Raw genomic sequence first — 16,529 nt, forward strand, 5'->3', positions numbered from 1 at the left:
AAAGATCTCATCTGAAGCTAGAATTTAGAACAGGAGCATTTATATGTTCAAGGCAATAACAATTAAAAATAAGTGGAAATGGTTATTTTGGACATTATCCGTCGTGAATGTTGTAATGATTGTTTGGCTTGTTGCATTAGTCTACTTGCCAACATCCCATACGAACATTCCTAACAGCTTACCGTTTCAAGATAAACGTGCTGAATTTACAGTGATGTCCTCAAAGGAAAATTTAAACCAAATCATTAATAGTTATTTAACAGACCTTTCAAAAGATAGTCCATTCAACTATTCTGTGTCTTTACGAGAGGATATTGAATTGCGCGGGACAATTGTGGCTTTTGATAAGCAGATTCCTGTAACCATGAAACTAACGCCTGATGTCCAAAAAAATGGTGATATGATCTTACAAGTAAAGTCCATCACCCTCGGAAGGCTGTTTCTGCCAAATAATAAGGTGCTTGACTATATTAAAGATCATTACCCTATGCCGGATTGGATTGTGGTAAACCCGGATAAAGAAAATATCTATGTGGCGATTACACAAATGAATCCGATGTATGACATCCGTGTTCGTGCCAAGGCATTTAACGTCAAAGAAAATCAGCTTGCCTTCACAATCACTGTTCCCCATGAAGTCTTTAGTGAAGAGAAGAGCACGTGGCTGAAAAAACTGGTTAAATAACAAAGACCCTACACAAAAGCCCAGAGCAAACTCTGGGCTTTTTAATAGTCTTGTTCCGTTAAAGCCCCCTTATCTGGAAGACTTGGAATCGAGATAAATATGAGAGGAGTCCGTTGCTTTTGTGAGAGTTAGGGGGTCAGTGAAACGTCGATACTCCTGTTGCCTCACACGACGTGGGGTAGGTCGACGTTGCCACACGATGTGGCGGTCTTAGTCGATCTTCCTTGTTTACTTTGAGCCTCCTCGTTCACTCCGTTCTCTGTGGGGTCTCATCTGCCCTTTCTACCACTGGAGTACGACGTTTCCTTCCCCCCTTGCTTGTATGGAGGTTAACGGACCCTAGTTGTGTGAGCTCTAACCCTTACGGACATCTGTTCCGTTATTTTGAACTTTAAAGGCATTTCGAGAGTCGTTACGGACATATGGTACCTTATTTGTGACAGATTGCTCTTTATTAAGGTGATTTGCAGCAATTAGCGGAATAAATGTCCGTAAGCTCTTTAGAAAAACCATTTTAAGGTGAAATAGCGGAACAAATGTCCGTAAGCATTACCTCCTCATATCGCTACGGTTCTGTTCATCACCATTCGGCTAAGGTGGGCTTGGGAACGGGTTGACTCCTCCGGAAATACGGGCGAGCGAGATCCCGCAAGAAGCGTAGCGTATGAGGAGGCTCGATCGTTCGTCCGGGGAAAGCAACCCGTTCCCAAGCCCACCCTCTCCACAATAGCAACGGAACCGCCTCTCTCACTAAAACAGTTATTCCAGATAACTGCCAGATTGTTGAGTAACTTATAAAATTACACAAAATGAGGAGAAATCTATTACGATTCCTCCTTACAGCGTTATAATAAATTATTCATCATCTACAATCGGATAAACACCGTTCTCATCATGAATCTCTTTTCCTGTTAGAGGAGGATTGAAGACACAAACCATGCGCATATCTGTGGTGCCTCGTAGTAAATGTTCATCATGCTCATCTAGAGCATACACTGTACCAGCTTTAATTGGATGAACCTTTCCATCTGATACCGTTTCAACTTCTCCTTCTCCCTCTATACAATACACAGCTTCTAAGTGGTTTTGATACCAAATATGCGTTTCCGTTCCTGCTTTAATGATCGTGTCATGCATGGAGAAACCCATATTGTCCTGCTTAAGTAAAAGACGACGACTCGTCCAATTCTCCCCCTTTATTTCATGTTCTGTTCCAATAACATCTTCTAATCTAACCGTCTTCATTATTCGCAAATCCCCTTTCAAACTTTTCATAACGCTTACATTTATATATACAGTAACGATATAGGAAGATGAATTCAAGTAATCTAGGTTTTTTATAACCACAAAAGGATATTCCACATCTCTATAGAATGTAATACATAGAGTTTAAGGGGGGATAATCATGAATGATGAGATGATTTTTCAACAAATGCACTTTATTCGAAACCGTACAGTAGCAGCTTTAGATGCTACAACGGAAGAAATGGCAGACATAATGCCCGAAGGCTTTAATAACTCAATACGATGGAATCTGGGACATATTTTTGTAGCCCAAGAACGACTCATCCATGGTTTTGTTCAAGAAGAACCACAGCTTCCACCTCATTACGTAGAATGGTTTAACGCAAATACGAGTCCAGAAACATGGGACAAAGATGCGCCAACTCTAAGTGAACTCAGAGAGCATTTAGTTCAACAGCCTAAACGGTTAGAAGACAAATTTAAGGGGCGACTATCGGAAAAGGGACCACAACCTTTTAAATTAGGAGAGGATACAGTTTTCACTACGTTAGCAGAAGTTGTATCTTTTGCAAATTGGCATGAGGGACTTCATCAAGGAACGATTACATCACTTAAACGAGCTCAAGGTGCTGAAAAGCTATTTGAAGTTTCTTCAGGAAAATAAATTTCTTGGCTTTAGAACATAAATAGATCCCCGGAGCTCTAACCCGGGGATCTTAATTATTTTACATTGATGTTGAGGATTCTTCACTTTGCTGCTCTTGTTTACGAGCCTGCTTCTCCTTCTTGAGCTTCAAACGATCCTCATTTAATGCTTTATAAAGTGAGTACATCATGAGGAGCATAATGATGGAGAAAGGAAACGCTGCTGATATAAGCGCATTTTGTAACCCTTGCAGTCCACCTGTATATAAGAGAATGGCCGCCATACCTGCTTGTGCAAGTCCCCAACTAAACTTAACCGTCTTAGGAGGGTTTAATGATCCATTTGTAGTTTGCATACCCAGTACAAACGTCGCAGAGTCGGCTGAAGTGATGAAGAATGTGCCAATTAGACATAGTGCTACAATAGACAAAATGGTTCCTAATGGATATTCCATTAATGTACCAAATAGCTGCTGCTCTGTAGCAAGATTTGCAATTTCTTTAGCATTATCAAGCTCAGTCGCTGACATTCCAAAAACAGCAAACCATAGAAAACTTACAAGAGAAGGAACTGCTAATACTCCTATTAAAAACTCCCTGATGGTACGACCACGAGATACACGTGCAATAAAGATCCCTACAAATGGAGACCAAGCAATCCACCATGCCCAATAGAAGACCGTCCAGCCTTGAACCCATGAATTCCTGTCCTCATTAAAAGGTTCTAAACGGAAACTCATATTTGGAACATCACGAAGATATTGACCAATTGTATCCGTAAATACATTCATAATAATTAATGTAGGACCCACAATGAGCATGCCCGCAAATAGAATTAAAGCTAAGAACATGTTCGCATTACTTAAATATTTAATTCCTTTACTTAATCCAGTATAAGCTGAGAACATAAATAAAACCGTTACAACCCCAATTATAATCAGCTGTACCCAGAATGTATTTGGAATATCAAGTAGATAAGACAGTCCACCATTAATTTGGGTGGCTCCAAATCCTAAGGTAGTTGCAACACCGACGACAGTAGCAAAAATAGCAATAATATCAATGATCTTCCCAATAGGGCCTCGCACCTTTTCTCCTAAGATAGGATATAAAGTTGCACTTACTAATCCAGGTGCTCCTCTTCTAAATTTAAAATAAGCTAATGACAATGCGACCATCGCATATATAGCCCATGCATGGATGCCCCAGTGGAAATACGTAAATTTCATAGATTCTTTCATAGCAGCAGTAGTTCCAGCTTCAGCTGTAGGAGCATTCTTAATATAATGGTGAAGAGGCTCTGCTACTCCCCAGAATACTAGCCCAATCCCCATACCTGCACTAAATAACATAGCAAACCAAGTAGGAAGGCTATAATCTGGAGATTCATCTGGCTTTCCTAATTTTATTTTTCCAAATGGACTAATAACGATAAATATACAAAATATCACAAACAATGTTACGACTAATAAGTAATACCATCCGAAATGAATAGTGATATAGTCACGGACAGTTTTCGTTACTAATTTAAGGTTATCAGGAGCTGCAGTCCCCCAAATTACTGATAATGTTGAAATGGCGATAGATATCCAGAATACTAATGTAACTTTATTTGATAGTTTACTCACATCAGATCTCCTCTCCTATTATGATTCATGGTTTATTAGTTACGGTGACTACCTCCTTTAAGCATTAAAATTTCAATTGCTATACTATACCCACGATCGATCAATGTAAACAACCTGATCTACCATTAAACCTAGACGTACCTTGCGTTTGTTCCGTTATCAATAGGGTTTAATAAAATTTAAAAATACAAGACTCATAACCTAGCAGAAATTCTTTCTAACAGAAGTTAGGAGAATTTTTCATAAATTGAATTTTTGTTATAGTATATATTTAGATTATCGAAATAATTGTAATTCACTATTTGAAAGAAGGAATCTATTATTATAGATCAAGAGAAAAGTGCAAAACGAAATTTAATGATTATGTGGTTTGCCAACTTTTTTATCGCAGGTAGTATGACGATGGTCATGCCTTTCTTATCGTTATATATAGAAACCTTTGGAGAGTTCTCTGATACCTATGTGCAACGGTGGTCTGGGTTAGTTTTTGGAATTACCTTTTTCACAGCATTTCTCTTTTCACCAATATGGGGGCGTTTCGGAGATCATTATGGTAGGAAAAAGATTTTAATCATTTCTGGTATAGGTCTTTCTATAAGCGTATTGCTGATGGGATTTGTAACCTCTGTATTTCAGTTATTCATACTGCGATTGTTCATGGGGATATTTACAGGTTTTATTTCTACATCCCAAGCTATGATTTCTACCCAAACCCCAAGGGAGTCTTCTGGCAGTGCATTGGGTACACTTCAAACGGGTAATGTATCTGGTGCTTTAATGGGCCCTATGTTTGGTGGCATTTTAGCGGACAGTATCGGTTTCGCTTTAACATTCCAATTAACAGCTAGCACTCTGTTTCTTGCAGCCATGTTCGTTATGTTTGGTGTTCAAGAGTTTAAAGTTGCAGAGGATACAGGTGAAGAGGAAGACCATTCTTATTCTCGAAAAGAAGTGCTTCAACACATCTGGAAGAGCCCTGTTTTACTTATGGTTATGATTGTATCCATGTTTGTTCAAATTGCTCATTTCAGTATTCAACCTATTTTAGCTCTGTTTGTTAATGAGATTCACGGTAGCGCGAATATTGCCTTTTTCTCAGGAATCGCCTTCTCTGCCGCTGGGGTAGGGAATTTATTAATGGCTAAACGTTGGGGGAGTATCGCAGATAAAATTGGGTATGAAAAAGTACTGCTTTTCTTACTCATTGCTTCTGGTGTTGTATATTTACCTGGGGCCTTCGTGGATAATATTTGGCAGCTCCTTGTCTTAAGGTTCCTACTTGGAATTACGATTGGAGGCATCATCCCTGTAAGGACAGCCTATATACGTCAGGCTGCTCCCGTTTCAATTCAAGGTGAGGTTTTAGGTTACACAACCAGCCTTCGTTTCCTTGGAAACATCATTGGCCCAGCTTTAGGAGGGTTTTTAGCTGGATCATTTGGATTCACTTCTGTTTTCATTACAACAACTCTACTGCTGTTAGCAAGTGGATTTAGTTTAGGTCTACTATTACAAAAACAACCAAGTACAGTTAAGCGATATGGATAAGGGTGCTCTAGCAGCACCCTTTTTTAATTCTTTAGGAAATTAAAAAGTTTGTGGCTTGTGTATAGCTCATTTACGAGAGCGTGGCCACATCCAGCTCCAGCGCCCAGCAACGAATGGACTTGGGCCCACACGACGTGGGTCAGATCGGTGTTTTCACAGGATGTGACGACACCGATCTTCCTTATTCCTTTCTCCGTTCGATAAGTCAACATCAAATTGCTTCACAATTTGTGTTTCCTTTACACATTTGATGACATAAAATTTTATCGAAGGAGTAATTCGACATAGTTAAAATTTCTAGGTTAAAGTACCACAGCAACTAAGCTTCTGTCTGCGCCTACCGGCTTGCCAATCAGCAAGTTTAGTTAATCTTACTACGGGCTCAGTCCAGTCCCTTCGTTGCTAAACGGGCTCTGGAGCTTTTGTTTTTAACCCTTCATCTTGTCATAAAGCCTCTTCAACACTATAGCTTGTGCCCATAATGGCAAGGGCTCATCCACCTTTTGCTTCCATTCCTCTCCTTCTAAAAGGCCTTCTTCATACATCCACTCAACTGCTTCTCGTTTCCAAGAAGCGATACTGCCCTTCTTGTCTTCAGGATTTCTGTACGTGTGACCAAAGTATTCTGCTATAGCCTGAGCATGGTTTCGAGCAACTTTTCTTCTGTATTCGCTGGTTTTCATGAGAGTAAGATCTTCTTCATTTGTCATGAATCCATTCTCAGTTAGTATAGCGACCATATTCGTTTCTCGAATAACATGAAAATTTGTCCATTCTCCAATTTTGGACGCATGTGTACCATTTCCATGTAAATGAATGCCTGAGTGTTGCATATGTTTTGCAAAAAGGTAAGCTAGTCGTTTTCCTTCATTTGAAGAGTGCCAGTAAAAGCAACACGCCCCTCGGATATAAGGGTCATTTGAGGCATTTGCATGAACACTCCAAAACAAATCAACATTTTCTCTATTTGCAAGGTCCGTTCTTTCCTTTAGAGAAACTTCTTTTTCATATAGGGGCTGAGTCAGAAGAACAGAAAAACCGTTGTACTCAAGGAGCTCTTTTAAATAACTCACAACACTAGCATTAAATTGATGTTCTTCAAAAACTCCTCCCTTTGTCTCTACCCCTTTTGCATTCCTCTGCTCATATGTATCTTGTCCATGTCCTGCATCTAACGCAATTCTGACCATATGCCCTCACCTCAGCTATAAGTTTGTTATTATTGTGCCACATACTGGTATAAACAGGGGGGTTACTCCATAATTTACATCTTTTTTACCGGTCAATATTAGGACTTTTGATTCGAATCGTATGAATGTAAGAACAAAATTAGCTTACGATTAGGAGGTTAGCCTAATGACTTCTTACAATAAAACGGAAGATCATATAAATGAAGAGAATTTTCAATCAGATGATCCAGTAACTCGGGAGCAACGTTCTAAAAAGAGTTATAAAAAACCTTGGTATAATCAAGGGTGGATGTGGCTCATCGTTGTAATCATAACCTTAGGTGTATTTATCTTTTTATTTCAAGGACTCATAGATCAATTAAGTCAACTGACACAAGCAACACAAGAACAAACAGACGCTGTCCAAGAACAAAACCAAATCCTTTCTGGTATTAAAGAGAAGATGAACGAATTAATGGTTGAACTAAATCGTGTCGCATCAGATGTTGTACAGGCTATTCAAAGTAAAACAAAAGCTTAATATATGAAAAGAGGCAAGTCACTTTGTGATTTGTCTCTTTTTTTGATTACCTAAATGGTTGTTTAATCAATACATTAAAGCTCTCTTACTTATAAATGAGTTAGGTTGCGCTATTAAAAGAATATGGGATGGAATTTCGTAATCATTATGCAGGAAGTACTGCTTGTTCCCCAAGCAGGACGACATTATATACAGGTCAGTATCCTTCACTTCACGGAGTAACACAAACAAGTGGCAACACCGTTCACTTGAGGTGTGAACGTATCGGTGAAAATGGCTATTTTCAACAGATTCCCCCTTATTCCTGAAATCATTGACGATGGTGCCTTTTACCTTTTGTTACTTTCATTATATGGGTGGAATATTGGGGTATTATCAAGTCTATGTAAAGAAAGGGTTGAGATTTTATGAAGGGGATGTACTCGTTTTTGGCTAACAATGATGCACTTTGGTTAGAGTCCTCCCAATGAAAAGAAGCCCCATTTAAGTGGGACCTCAATGTTATATATCTTCAATTTCATCCAAGACTGGATATATAGCCTCTACACCTTTTTCCGCGACCAGACAACTTACCCCAAGAGGCGTTTCCCAAAAAGAATCGGGAATAACAGGGTTCTTCAATCCTGCTGCAGAAAAAAGAGCTCGGTAAATTCGATGCAAGTGCTGTTGAGTAACAGCTCTATCCTGTTCCTTCTCTCCTCTAGCTAGTAGAAATACATAACGCATGGATTGAAACAAATTATCCCCTGGCATAAAGGTGAAATTTTTATAAAGTTGCATTCGTTCTTCCACATCTTGCTTTATCGCATCTTTTACTGCGAGATCCTCTAAATGTTCATATAAGTGTCGATACACTTGTTGAAATACGCGTCTTTTTTCATTTTGCATAACTTCGTCCGTGTATATCTCTTGTAGTTTATCGTGTGCTTTTTCCGGTGTCCAGTTCAAAACAAGCCCTCCCTTGAAAGCGTTTCATCCATTGTATCAAAACTTTTCCGTATGGTGTTGTATGTAGCAAGACAACCTAAGAAGAAAGCGTGAGACATGAGTACCATGTGCCACATATGTTATTATAGATTCAAAATGTTGAAGTAAAAGGAAGTGACAGCATGCGTGTCGTAAACAACATCGCTGATTTAATTGGGAACACACCACTCGTAAAATTAAACCGCATCGTTCCTGAGGGTGGAGCAGATGTGTATATGAAATTAGAAATGTTTAACCCAAGCGGAAGCGTTAAAGACCGTGCCGCTTATAATATGCTAGTGGAAGCTGAAAAGGCTGGAGAACTTAAGGAAGGTTCCACAATCATTGAACCAACTAGCGGGAATACTGGGATTGGACTTGCAATGAATGCTTCGGCTCGTGGCTATCGAGCGATCCTTGTTATGCCTGACACGATGACACAAGAGCGTATCAACTTATTGAAGGCCTATGGTGCTGAAGTTGAACTGACCCCTGGAGCAGAGAAAATGCCAGGAGCTATTAAACGTGCTGAGGAACTAGCAAAAGAAATTCCGAATAGTTTCGTTCCAATGCAGTTTAAGAACATGGCAAACCCTGATGCTCACCGGAACACAACTGCAACGGAAATTATTGAGGCAATGGATGAACTAGGCAAGCCTCTAGCTGCTTTTGTTTCTACTGCAGGTACTGGCGGAACTGTTACAGGTACAGGTGAAACGTTAAAGGATCATTACAAAGATCTTTCTGTACACGTGGTAGAACCACATGGATCTCCTGTTTTATCTGGTGGAAAGCCCGGTAAGCACAAACTAGTCGGAACGAGTCCTGGTTTCATCCCAGATATTTTAAACCAAGATGTTTATGATGAAATTTTTAAAATCACGGATGAAGATGCCTATGATATAACACGTCGCCTTGCACGTGAAGAAGGTATTCTAGTTGGACCTTCAGCTGGAGCCGCTGCTTATGCCGCTATGGAAGTAGCAAAACGCAAGCAACCTGGCGAAGTTGTGGTGTGTATTGCACCGGATACAGGGGAACGATACCTATCCGGCGATTTGTTTAAATTTGATTAAGTAAAAGGTCATCAGCAACGAATATGCTGATGACCTTTTTATGCTCCATGATGGTCGTTATCAAAATCAGGTTTTCTTTCCTCTTCTTCATCATTTTTCTTTTTCAAGTATTCTCCAATAACTGAACTGTTAATGCCGTTTCTTACGGCGGTTTCAATGATAAGATATAGGAATAATAACGATATAACATATACCACAATAAAAAGTATCATACTAATTCTCCTCCCCCCTACGAAGAAGCCTTTGGTAACTTAAAGAGATAAAATACTCTCCATTTTGATGTCCATAGTCCTTTTTTTCATATTTATAAACGAACCAAAGGAATCCCTTTTACATGTTCTTCATTCGCTTTTTGAACTGTGATCATGCCTATCCTCTATAATAATTTGGAAATGATTACATTTACTTTATAAGATGACCTGACTTTTGTAAATCTTAAAAAAGCTTCGATTATCTCTATTACAAAATATTATTCTTTCTAACTCCAAAAAAAGCCAGGTGACTCATTCACCTGGCTTAAGCTTACTTATGCTTCTTGATGTTTCTGTTCCGTCTTATTAATTAAGGATGTTCCGACAAGATCACCCGTTACGTTCAAGGCTGTTGCGCCCATTCCAACTAGAGCATCAATAGAAGTTAATATAGCAACGGCTTCCATTGGTAGTCCTACTTGAGCAAACACTGTCGCAATCATAACGATTCCAGCTCCTGGAACACCTGCTGTACCAATGGATGCCAGTGTTCCTACAATTACGATCATTAACATGCTTGTGAAGCCTAGTGTCGTATCTGTGTAATTAGCAGCAAATACTGCTGATACTGCAATACGAATAGCTGCTCCGTCCATATTAATCGTTGCACCAAGAGGTAAACTGAAGCCATACAAGCTCTTGGATAACCCTAAGCGATTAGCCGCATTTAGAGTTACTGGCAATGTCCCTGAACTACTTTGGGTAACAAAAGCTGTTATCATTGGTGTACGAGCTTGAGAGAAAAACTGGCTTGGCTTCATCTTAAATGTCACCATCATCAACACATAGATTCCAATTTGTGCAATCAAAGCAATATAAAGAACAAAGACCATATTACCTAGAGATAAAATGGTATCCATTCCTTGCTTACCGACAGTTTGAGCAATAATCGCAAAAATTCCAATTGGAACATATTGCAGAATGACATTCATGATTTTGAATGTAGCTTCATTTAATCCGTTAAACACTTTATAGATGTGCTCACCTAAATCCCCATGCTCTTTAGAGCTTCGTAATGCGGCAATCGCAATACCGAAAACTAGTGCCGTAAAGATAATTCCAAGCAGGTTCATCTCACTAAATGCTGTCACGATGTTTTTGGGTACGATGTTTAGTAACACACTCGCTATACCAGGGTGTTCATTTGCTTCAATAGTTGAATCCGTCTCTGCGGTTACCCCTGAACCTGGATCAAATAAACTTGCTACTGTCAGTCCTACAGTCATGGCTAAGGCAGACGTTACAACGTAATACATAAACACCTTTCCACCCATGCGACCTAAATCACCTAACTTTGTCTGGTTAACACCAACAACCAAGGTGAACAGAATAAGCGGAATGATGATAAACTGAAGCAATCTCATTAGTAAATCGCCGAATGGAGCTAATACAGATGCCTGTTCTCCAAAAATAAGACCAACAATAATACCTAAAATAAGTGCAATCGTTATTTTCACAATTAATGAAGTATCTGTATATGCTTTTAGTAGTTTCATATCTTTACCCCTCCTTACTAGAATATCTATTAAACCTATTAATTTTATCGGGATTAACAATATTAAAATACATCATGACAGGTGATCTGTCAAAATGTAAAATTATCCTTCTTATCCTCTATTCATTACAATTCTTTCAAATGCCCCCTTATACTTAACCGTTGGGAAAGAAAAAGAGGAAGATTGACCTCCCTCTTTTATCATCAATACTTTTAAATGCGTTTATCGTACATTCATTTCACTAGGTTTCGGACCCTTACGTTCATCCCGATCTAATGCTTTGATTCTATCCATATCCTCTTCATCCAACTCAAAATCGAATACGTCGAAATTCTCCCCAATTCGAGAAGGTGTCACGGATTTCGGAATGACGATTGTTCCATTCTGTAAATGCCAGCGAATGATGATCTGAGCAACTGTTTTGTTATGCTTCTGAGCAATAGCTTGCATGTCTTCCCGATTTAATACATCTCCACCTTGCATTAACGGACTCCAAGCTTCTACATGAATACCATGTTCTTCACAAAATGCTTTCACTTCTTTTTGTTGCAAGTACGGATGACACTCAATTTGGTTAACAGCTGGAGTTACGTCACACTCATCAAGCAAACGCTGTAAATGATCTCGATCAAAATTACATACGCCAATCGCTTTCACACGACCTTCATGATATAGCTTTTCCATCGCTTTATATGTCTCTACATAATCATCAAACTCTGGGGTTGGCCAGTGAATCAAGTAGAGATCTACATAATCTAATCCAAGCTTTTCTAAACTTTCATCAAAAGCTTTTAATGTATTCTCATAGCCTTGATCTGTATTCCAAACTTTCGTTGTAATAAACAGATCCTCACGTGGGACATTACTTTCTTTAATAGCTTGTCCAACGCCTCGTTCATTTTTATAAATAGCTGCAGTGTCGATTGCACGATATCCAGTTTCAATCGCTTTTTTTACTGCAGGCACAGCATCTTCTTCCTCCACTTGCCAAACGCCAAATCCTAGCTGAGGCATTTTTACTTGTTGGTGCAGGGTTACATATCGCATGATCATTCTCCCTTTCTTCAGTAGAGTAGGTTGATTATAGCAAAATGGATAGGAATTTATGAATTGATTTGTTTAGGAAGTATTCAACAATAGGAAGATTTATTATATTAAAATATATTTTTCACTGTGTTCACCCATTGGGTTATAAATTTCTACTCCATTTGATTTTGCAGTAAAGAAAAAAGCACTACTTATAAAGATAGTGTCTTACATTCCTTTCATCTGATATACAATTAGTGTTGCTGTTGCATAAACCACAACAATCAGACTCGGTGGCATAATGTATAGAAAAGTCGTGCGTTCTTTTTTCCTTGTAATACTATACAAAATAATTAATACAACAACGATTGAAGCAACGCTTGTGACAATGTTAGACGGACTAGCGTGCGAGAATAAATTATTCTTTACATAAATAGCATCAGTAAAGGAAAGAAGCATAATATTAAAAGCGTTACTTCCCAATAATGAGCTGACTCCCATACTATAGTTTCGCAGTTTTAATGCCGTTATAACACTAACTGCATCAGGAAGTGATGTACTGGCTCCAACTAAGAATGAGCCCACAAAGGAAGAGCCAAGTCCTGTAATACTCGCAATTTTATCCGCTGTAACAGTAAGTACAGATCCTACCAGCATAATAGCAAAAGCAAATAACGTAAAACGAACGATCACTTTTTTATATGAATACTCATTGTACTTCTCATTCTTTCGATTACGTCGTTTTACTCTCTTTTCGGTTTTATTATTGATCCACTTGACTCCACCAAAATACATAAGGACTAGCACAACAGAATTATAACCAATATGAAATATATGAGTTGGTAGAGTTAAAACCAGACCCACTAAAACAACGAGGGTCATTATGATCACTAAGTAAATGTAAAGTTTACTTCCTATATCGGTTTGCCCCATCACTTGATGGCGTCTAAACACGATATCAAGTACAGCTAAGGCAAGTAAATTAAATAAATTGCTTCCTAATAAATTCCCGATAGCGATATTCGGACTGTCAATTGCAATTGCGGTGACACTAGCTGTCAGCTCAGGTAGGGAGATTGCCGCTCCAATTATGATCCCCATAAAAGCAGATGTTGTTTTGGTTTTTTCACTAACAGCATCACCATACATCGCTAGTCGACTAGATACAAAATAGGCTGCTACGGCTGCTACTAAAAATAATGCAATAATAAGTATATTGGTCATATGGTTTACTCCTAACGAAAGGTTCGATTTAATATCAATTCCCCTTGTAAACCAATATAAACTAGAAGAATTGAACTCCTCCCTTTGATTCACACCATAGAGAGGCCATTTCCCTTCCATATCCATACCTATAATAATAGATGGAAGATGTAGTACAAAATTAAGTGGAAACGCATAAAGAAAAGGGATGCTTATTATAGGCATCCCCGTTTTACGTTATGCTGTTTCTTTTTTACTTTCACGATTATTTCTCAAGAACATATAGAACGAAGCTCCGAAGATGGTTATATAACCAATGACACTTAATATATCAGGAACTTGTCCAAATAAAAATATACTAATTAGGGCTGAATAGACCACAGTTGAGTAGAAAAAGATTGAGATCTCTTTTGCTGGTGCAAATTTATAAGCTATCGTAATACCAAACTGCCCTACTGTTGCAAACACTCCGGCTGACAATAGGTACACCCACTGCTGCCATGACATTTGTTCGTAAAACGCAATAACAAACGGCAGTAACGACACAGTTGTGAAAAAGGAAAAGAAGAATACGACTGTATAGAACTGCTCCTTATTCCCTAGCACCCTTAAAACCGTATAAGCTCCTGCTGCAAAAACAGCTGAAAAAACACCAGCTATATACGGGATCGTTTCCAACGAAAACTCTGGTTTGATAATAAATAGTGTCCCGATAAAAGCAATGATGATCGCGACAATCTGGAATAAGCGAGCTCTCTCCTTCAAAAAGATTGCAGAGAATATAATCGTTAAGAATGGACTTAACTTATTCAACATATCCGCATCGGAAAGCACGAGGTTATCAATCGCATAGAAAAATAATACCATTCCAATGGTTCCTAGAGCAGAACGGAGTAAAAGGAATTTTCGGTTTTCCTTCTTCCCAAATAGGCTTTCGTTATAGTACTTTACAAAACCAAATGCAATAAATGCCGAAACAATATTTCTAAAGAAAGTCTTTTGCACAGTTGGCACGTCTCCAGATAGCTTTACGAAAGCAGCCATCATAGAAAAGCCAAAAGCTGATAATAACAATAATATAATACCTTTATTTCGATCACTCATAGTTGTCCTCCGATATATAGCCTTACCTTATTGTGCACTCACCCTTCCTATCCTAATACAAAAATCTCCTTTTTGGTACCTTATTGTCCCTGGCTTTTGTCGAATAACCTTCCATAAAGACACCCTTAATTAAAGGAATTTTATGTTAAAATGCAATTGAATTGGAGGTTATTGTAATGAAGCGTTAGAGGGCTATCTCTCAGGAGAAATTATAATAAAGAGGGGATGTTTGCATGAACTTTTTTGTAAACGCTTTGGATTACTTGATTTCGAGCAAAAAGACTCTTATCTATACGACATATAGCCTGAAGGACTATTATAAGGTCGTAGCTAAGTTACAATCTGAATCCATAAAATATCGCGTAGCCTAAGTTGTAATCTTATTTTGATAGATTATAATCTAAAAACAAAATGAGGCCACTTACTATTAGAAAGAAGCCTCATTTTAATACTTTTTAATTTTATTTGTGTTTTATGATATGAAAATGTTTCTCTAATAAAGTTGCGTTTAAATCTATTATTTGTTGTAAAATTTCAAATCTTTTTTCTTCAGAATGTGTCTTTTGTATTTCTCTGTCTGTATTTCTAACTTCTCTTAAATAACCGTTTGCAAAATGGGCTCCTCACAGAAGGAGAAGCCCTAAAAACACCATTATTCAACTTGATTTTTGTTAATATACTTTATATTGTTTTTTAATAATTCTGCTTTAAAATCCAATATTTCTTGCACAACTTTATATTTTTTGTCTTCAGAATTAGCTAATTTAAATTGCTTATATTTGTTTCTACTATCACCAAAATACCCATTTGGAAGTTTTTTTATCCTTTCAAGATATTCATAAAGGTGCTCTCTCACAGTTTCCCCCTTAATATTTACATAATAACCATCGGGGTCCTTGCCATTTTTTAAACTTACTAATAATATATATACTCCAAAATCTATCGATTCTACTTGAATATCAATACCTAAACTCTCTTCTCTTCTTCTATATTGGAGTGTATATAAACCATTGCCTCTATGTTGAACGTTAACTAATTTAAATTCAAAGTCCTTATCTAAAAATTCAAACGAGGTTTTTGTCATTTTCAACAACTTCTGGTCATCCATTACTCCCAATCCACCCCTTTTACTCCACCTTCATATTTATTAAATCTTTCAAAACTTTTTTGTGTTTTTGATATTCTTTTGTTACTGTCCTTTCCATTTCATAAGCTGGTTGAGCATAACCTCTTTCACGTCTTCTCTTAAATGCAGGACCAATATCTAATACTTCTGCACCTTCATCCATTTGCTTTTGAATCCATTTTTTATTATGTTCTATCGCTAACTTATCAACCTCTTCATCTGGCATTACTTTTTTTAAATCATTATAATTTGGCATTCCATCATAAGTTTCTGCACCTGTAAGTTTATTATATTTTTTAACTCTTTCCATATCCTCACCGATTATTACTTGTTTACCCGTACCCTAAGTTGTAATCTTAACCGTCATTATGTGAAAGGTGATTAAGCTTTAACCGTTAGTAAATTTTCTATACTTCTCCAACCTCCAGTATTCACCACCTCTTAACCAGGTGTAGATTTACCTCCTATGAAACACCACACTCTTCTACGATAGTGTTACTCCTACATTAAGTTGTACCTAAAAAAACCTTGAAGGAGTGGTTTAAACGTTTTAACTCCCTCAAGGTACCTCATATCCCTAATTATTTTTAAAGAAATTCTATAATATTCTTTGTGTTAACAATAATAGAACGCTATTTCTTCAATTATTTCTCTATCTTTAGAAGAGTACTCCTTGTGCTTATTTAATTCAATCTCAGCTAAAACGTATTTTGCTTTGGGGTTATCCAAAGAGTCAATTAGATTAGTTGCTAACTCTTTATCATCAACATATTCTTCGATGAGTCTTTTTAATCGTTTCCTTAATTCCACTTCATCCATA

19 protein-coding genes and 1 pseudogene are annotated in these 16,529 nt (G+C 37.8%); 7 read left to right on the plus strand and 13 right to left on the minus strand.

Annotation, left to right across the window (positions count from 1 at the left end; genetic code table 11):
- Positions 1–43 precede the first annotated feature (43 nt).
- Positions 44–685: a YpmS family protein gene (locus tag GS400_RS19165; protein ID WP_160104328.1), complete on the plus strand. Its 642-nt coding sequence runs from the start codon at positions 44–46 to the stop codon at positions 683–685.
- A 354-nt stretch (positions 686–1,039) separates the two neighbouring features.
- On the opposite strand, the gene GS400_RS19170 is transcribed toward GS400_RS19165, so the two are convergent.
- Both GS400_RS19170 and GS400_RS19175 read right to left on the minus strand, forming a co-directional pair.
- A complete protein-coding gene (locus GS400_RS19170; RefSeq protein WP_160104329.1) occupies positions 1,040–1,198 on the minus strand; it encodes a hypothetical protein in 159 nt (52 codons plus the stop codon).
- Between the two features lie 342 nt (positions 1,199–1,540).
- Complete coding sequence (locus GS400_RS19175; protein ID WP_160104330.1) at positions 1,541–1,930, minus strand: ectoine synthase; 390 nt, start codon at positions 1,928–1,930, stop codon at positions 1,541–1,543.
- 160 nt (positions 1,931–2,090) lie between these two features.
- On the opposite strand from GS400_RS19175, the gene GS400_RS19180 reads away from it, so the two are divergent.
- A complete protein-coding gene (locus GS400_RS19180) occupies positions 2,091–2,594 on the plus strand; it encodes a DinB family protein (protein WP_160104331.1) in 504 nt (167 codons plus the stop codon).
- Positions 2,595–2,655: 61 nt separating this feature from the next.
- Here the strand turns inward: GS400_RS19180 and GS400_RS19185 are convergent, their stop codons facing one another.
- Complete coding sequence (locus GS400_RS19185; RefSeq protein ID WP_160104332.1) at positions 2,656–4,203, minus strand: glycine betaine uptake BCCT transporter; 1,548 nt, start codon at positions 4,201–4,203, stop codon at positions 2,656–2,658.
- 363 nt (positions 4,204–4,566) lie between these two features.
- Here GS400_RS19185 and GS400_RS19190 point away from each other — a divergent pair, with 363 nt between their 5' ends.
- On the plus strand, positions 4,567–5,751 hold the full coding sequence (locus tag GS400_RS19190) for an MFS transporter (RefSeq protein WP_160104333.1): 1,185 nt from the start codon (positions 4,567–4,569) through the stop codon (positions 5,749–5,751).
- Between the two features lie 428 nt (positions 5,752–6,179).
- Here the strand turns inward: GS400_RS19190 and GS400_RS19195 are convergent, their stop codons facing one another.
- A complete protein-coding gene (locus GS400_RS19195) occupies positions 6,180–6,941 on the minus strand; it encodes an N-acetylmuramoyl-L-alanine amidase family protein (RefSeq protein ID WP_160104334.1) in 762 nt (253 codons plus the stop codon).
- A gap of 166 nt (positions 6,942–7,107) precedes the next feature.
- On the opposite strand from GS400_RS19195, the gene GS400_RS19200 reads away from it, so the two are divergent.
- Positions 7,108–7,461, plus strand: coding sequence for a hypothetical protein (locus GS400_RS19200; RefSeq protein ID WP_160104335.1), 354 nt, complete (start codon positions 7,108–7,110; stop codon positions 7,459–7,461).
- Between the two features lie 110 nt (positions 7,462–7,571).
- Positions 7,572–7,697: pseudogene (locus GS400_RS19205) on the plus strand (sulfatase-like hydrolase/transferase); the annotation flags it as partial.
- Positions 7,698–7,962: 265 nt separating this feature from the next.
- Here GS400_RS19205 and GS400_RS19210 read toward each other — a convergent pair.
- Entirely contained in the window at positions 7,963–8,409 is a 447-nt protein-coding gene (locus GS400_RS19210; protein ID WP_160104336.1) for a hypothetical protein, read from the minus strand.
- A gap of 161 nt (positions 8,410–8,570) precedes the next feature.
- Between GS400_RS19210 and cysK the strand changes: the two genes are divergently transcribed.
- Complete coding sequence (cysK, locus tag GS400_RS19215) at positions 8,571–9,503, plus strand: cysteine synthase A (RefSeq protein ID WP_160104337.1); 933 nt, start codon at positions 8,571–8,573, stop codon at positions 9,501–9,503.
- 38 nt (positions 9,504–9,541) lie between these two features.
- Here the strand turns inward: cysK and GS400_RS19220 are convergent, their stop codons facing one another.
- From GS400_RS19220 to GS400_RS19240, 5 genes are all read right to left on the minus strand, one after another.
- Positions 9,542–9,715: a hypothetical protein gene (locus tag GS400_RS19220; RefSeq protein ID WP_236561064.1), complete on the minus strand. Its 174-nt coding sequence runs from the start codon at positions 9,713–9,715 to the stop codon at positions 9,542–9,544.
- Between the two features lie 314 nt (positions 9,716–10,029).
- Complete coding sequence (locus tag GS400_RS19225) at positions 10,030–11,250, minus strand: dicarboxylate/amino acid:cation symporter (protein ID WP_160104338.1); 1,221 nt, start codon at positions 11,248–11,250, stop codon at positions 10,030–10,032.
- A 222-nt stretch (positions 11,251–11,472) separates the two neighbouring features.
- Positions 11,473–12,297, minus strand: coding sequence for an aldo/keto reductase (locus tag GS400_RS19230; RefSeq protein WP_160104339.1), 825 nt, complete (start codon positions 12,295–12,297; stop codon positions 11,473–11,475).
- 207 nt (positions 12,298–12,504) lie between these two features.
- A complete protein-coding gene (locus tag GS400_RS19235; RefSeq protein WP_160104340.1) occupies positions 12,505–13,500 on the minus strand; it encodes a sodium:calcium antiporter in 996 nt (331 codons plus the stop codon).
- A gap of 216 nt (positions 13,501–13,716) precedes the next feature.
- Positions 13,717–14,583, minus strand: coding sequence for a DMT family transporter (locus GS400_RS19240; protein WP_160104341.1), 867 nt, complete (start codon positions 14,581–14,583; stop codon positions 13,717–13,719).
- A 233-nt stretch (positions 14,584–14,816) separates the two neighbouring features.
- On the opposite strand from GS400_RS19240, the gene GS400_RS19245 reads away from it, so the two are divergent.
- On the plus strand, positions 14,817–14,954 hold the full coding sequence (locus tag GS400_RS19245) for a hypothetical protein (RefSeq protein ID WP_160104342.1): 138 nt from the start codon (positions 14,817–14,819) through the stop codon (positions 14,952–14,954).
- A gap of 281 nt (positions 14,955–15,235) precedes the next feature.
- Here the strand turns inward: GS400_RS19245 and GS400_RS19250 are convergent, their stop codons facing one another.
- From GS400_RS19250 to GS400_RS19260, 3 genes are all read right to left on the minus strand, one after another.
- Positions 15,236–15,691: a hypothetical protein gene (locus GS400_RS19250; protein ID WP_160104343.1), complete on the minus strand. Its 456-nt coding sequence runs from the start codon at positions 15,689–15,691 to the stop codon at positions 15,236–15,238.
- Positions 15,692–15,710: 19 nt separating this feature from the next.
- Positions 15,711–16,019: a pterin-binding domain-containing protein gene (locus GS400_RS19255; protein ID WP_160104344.1), complete on the minus strand. Its 309-nt coding sequence runs from the start codon at positions 16,017–16,019 to the stop codon at positions 15,711–15,713.
- A gap of 305 nt (positions 16,020–16,324) precedes the next feature.
- A complete protein-coding gene (locus GS400_RS19260; RefSeq protein ID WP_160104345.1) occupies positions 16,325–16,528 on the minus strand; it encodes a hypothetical protein in 204 nt (67 codons plus the stop codon).
- Position 16,529 lies beyond the last annotated feature (1 nt).

Origin of the sequence: Pontibacillus sp. HMF3514, from assembly GCF_009858175.1 — a bacterium.
Taxonomy (GTDB): Bacteria; Bacillota; Bacilli; order Bacillales; family BH030062; genus Pontibacillus.

What these genes read in the sequence shown, in the direction of transcription:
- GS400_RS19165 (WP_160104328.1), top strand. Translation starts at nt 44, where the DNA reads ATGTTCAAGGCAATAACAATTAAAAATAAGTGGAAATGGTTATTTTGG.
- GS400_RS19170 (WP_160104329.1), bottom strand. Translation starts at nt 1,198, where the DNA reads ATGGTTTTTCTAAAGAGCTTACGGACATTTATTCCGCTAATTGCTGCA.
- GS400_RS19175 (WP_160104330.1), bottom strand. Translation starts at nt 1,930, where the DNA reads ATGAAGACGGTTAGATTAGAAGATGTTATTGGAACAGAACATGAAATA.
- GS400_RS19180 (WP_160104331.1), top strand. Translation starts at nt 2,091, where the DNA reads ATGAATGATGAGATGATTTTTCAACAAATGCACTTTATTCGAAACCGT.
- GS400_RS19190 (WP_160104333.1), top strand. Translation starts at nt 4,567, where the DNA reads ATGTGGTTTGCCAACTTTTTTATCGCAGGTAGTATGACGATGGTCATG.
- GS400_RS19195 (WP_160104334.1), bottom strand. Translation starts at nt 6,941, where the DNA reads ATGGTCAGAATTGCGTTAGATGCAGGACATGGACAAGATACATATGAG.
- GS400_RS19200 (WP_160104335.1), top strand. Translation starts at nt 7,108, where the DNA reads ATGACTTCTTACAATAAAACGGAAGATCATATAAATGAAGAGAATTTT.
- cysK (WP_160104337.1), top strand. Translation starts at nt 8,571, where the DNA reads ATGCGTGTCGTAAACAACATCGCTGATTTAATTGGGAACACACCACTC.
- GS400_RS19220 (WP_236561064.1), bottom strand. Translation starts at nt 9,715, where the DNA reads ATGATACTTTTTATTGTGGTATATGTTATATCGTTATTATTCCTATAT.
- GS400_RS19225 (WP_160104338.1), bottom strand. Translation starts at nt 11,250, where the DNA reads ATGAAACTACTAAAAGCATATACAGATACTTCATTAATTGTGAAAATA.
- GS400_RS19230 (WP_160104339.1), bottom strand. Translation starts at nt 12,297, where the DNA reads ATGCGATATGTAACCCTGCACCAACAAGTAAAAATGCCTCAGCTAGGA.
- GS400_RS19235 (WP_160104340.1), bottom strand. Translation starts at nt 13,500, where the DNA reads ATGACCAATATACTTATTATTGCATTATTTTTAGTAGCAGCCGTAGCA.
- GS400_RS19240 (WP_160104341.1), bottom strand. Translation starts at nt 14,583, where the DNA reads ATGAGTGATCGAAATAAAGGTATTATATTATTGTTATTATCAGCTTTT.
- GS400_RS19245 (WP_160104342.1), top strand. Translation starts at nt 14,817, where the DNA reads ATGAACTTTTTTGTAAACGCTTTGGATTACTTGATTTCGAGCAAAAAG.
- GS400_RS19250 (WP_160104343.1), bottom strand. Translation starts at nt 15,691, where the DNA reads ATGGATGACCAGAAGTTGTTGAAAATGACAAAAACCTCGTTTGAATTT.
- GS400_RS19255 (WP_160104344.1), bottom strand. Translation starts at nt 16,019, where the DNA reads ATGGAAAGAGTTAAAAAATATAATAAACTTACAGGTGCAGAAACTTAT.
- GS400_RS19260 (WP_160104345.1), bottom strand. Translation starts at nt 16,528, where the DNA reads ATGGATGAAGTGGAATTAAGGAAACGATTAAAAAGACTCATCGAAGAA.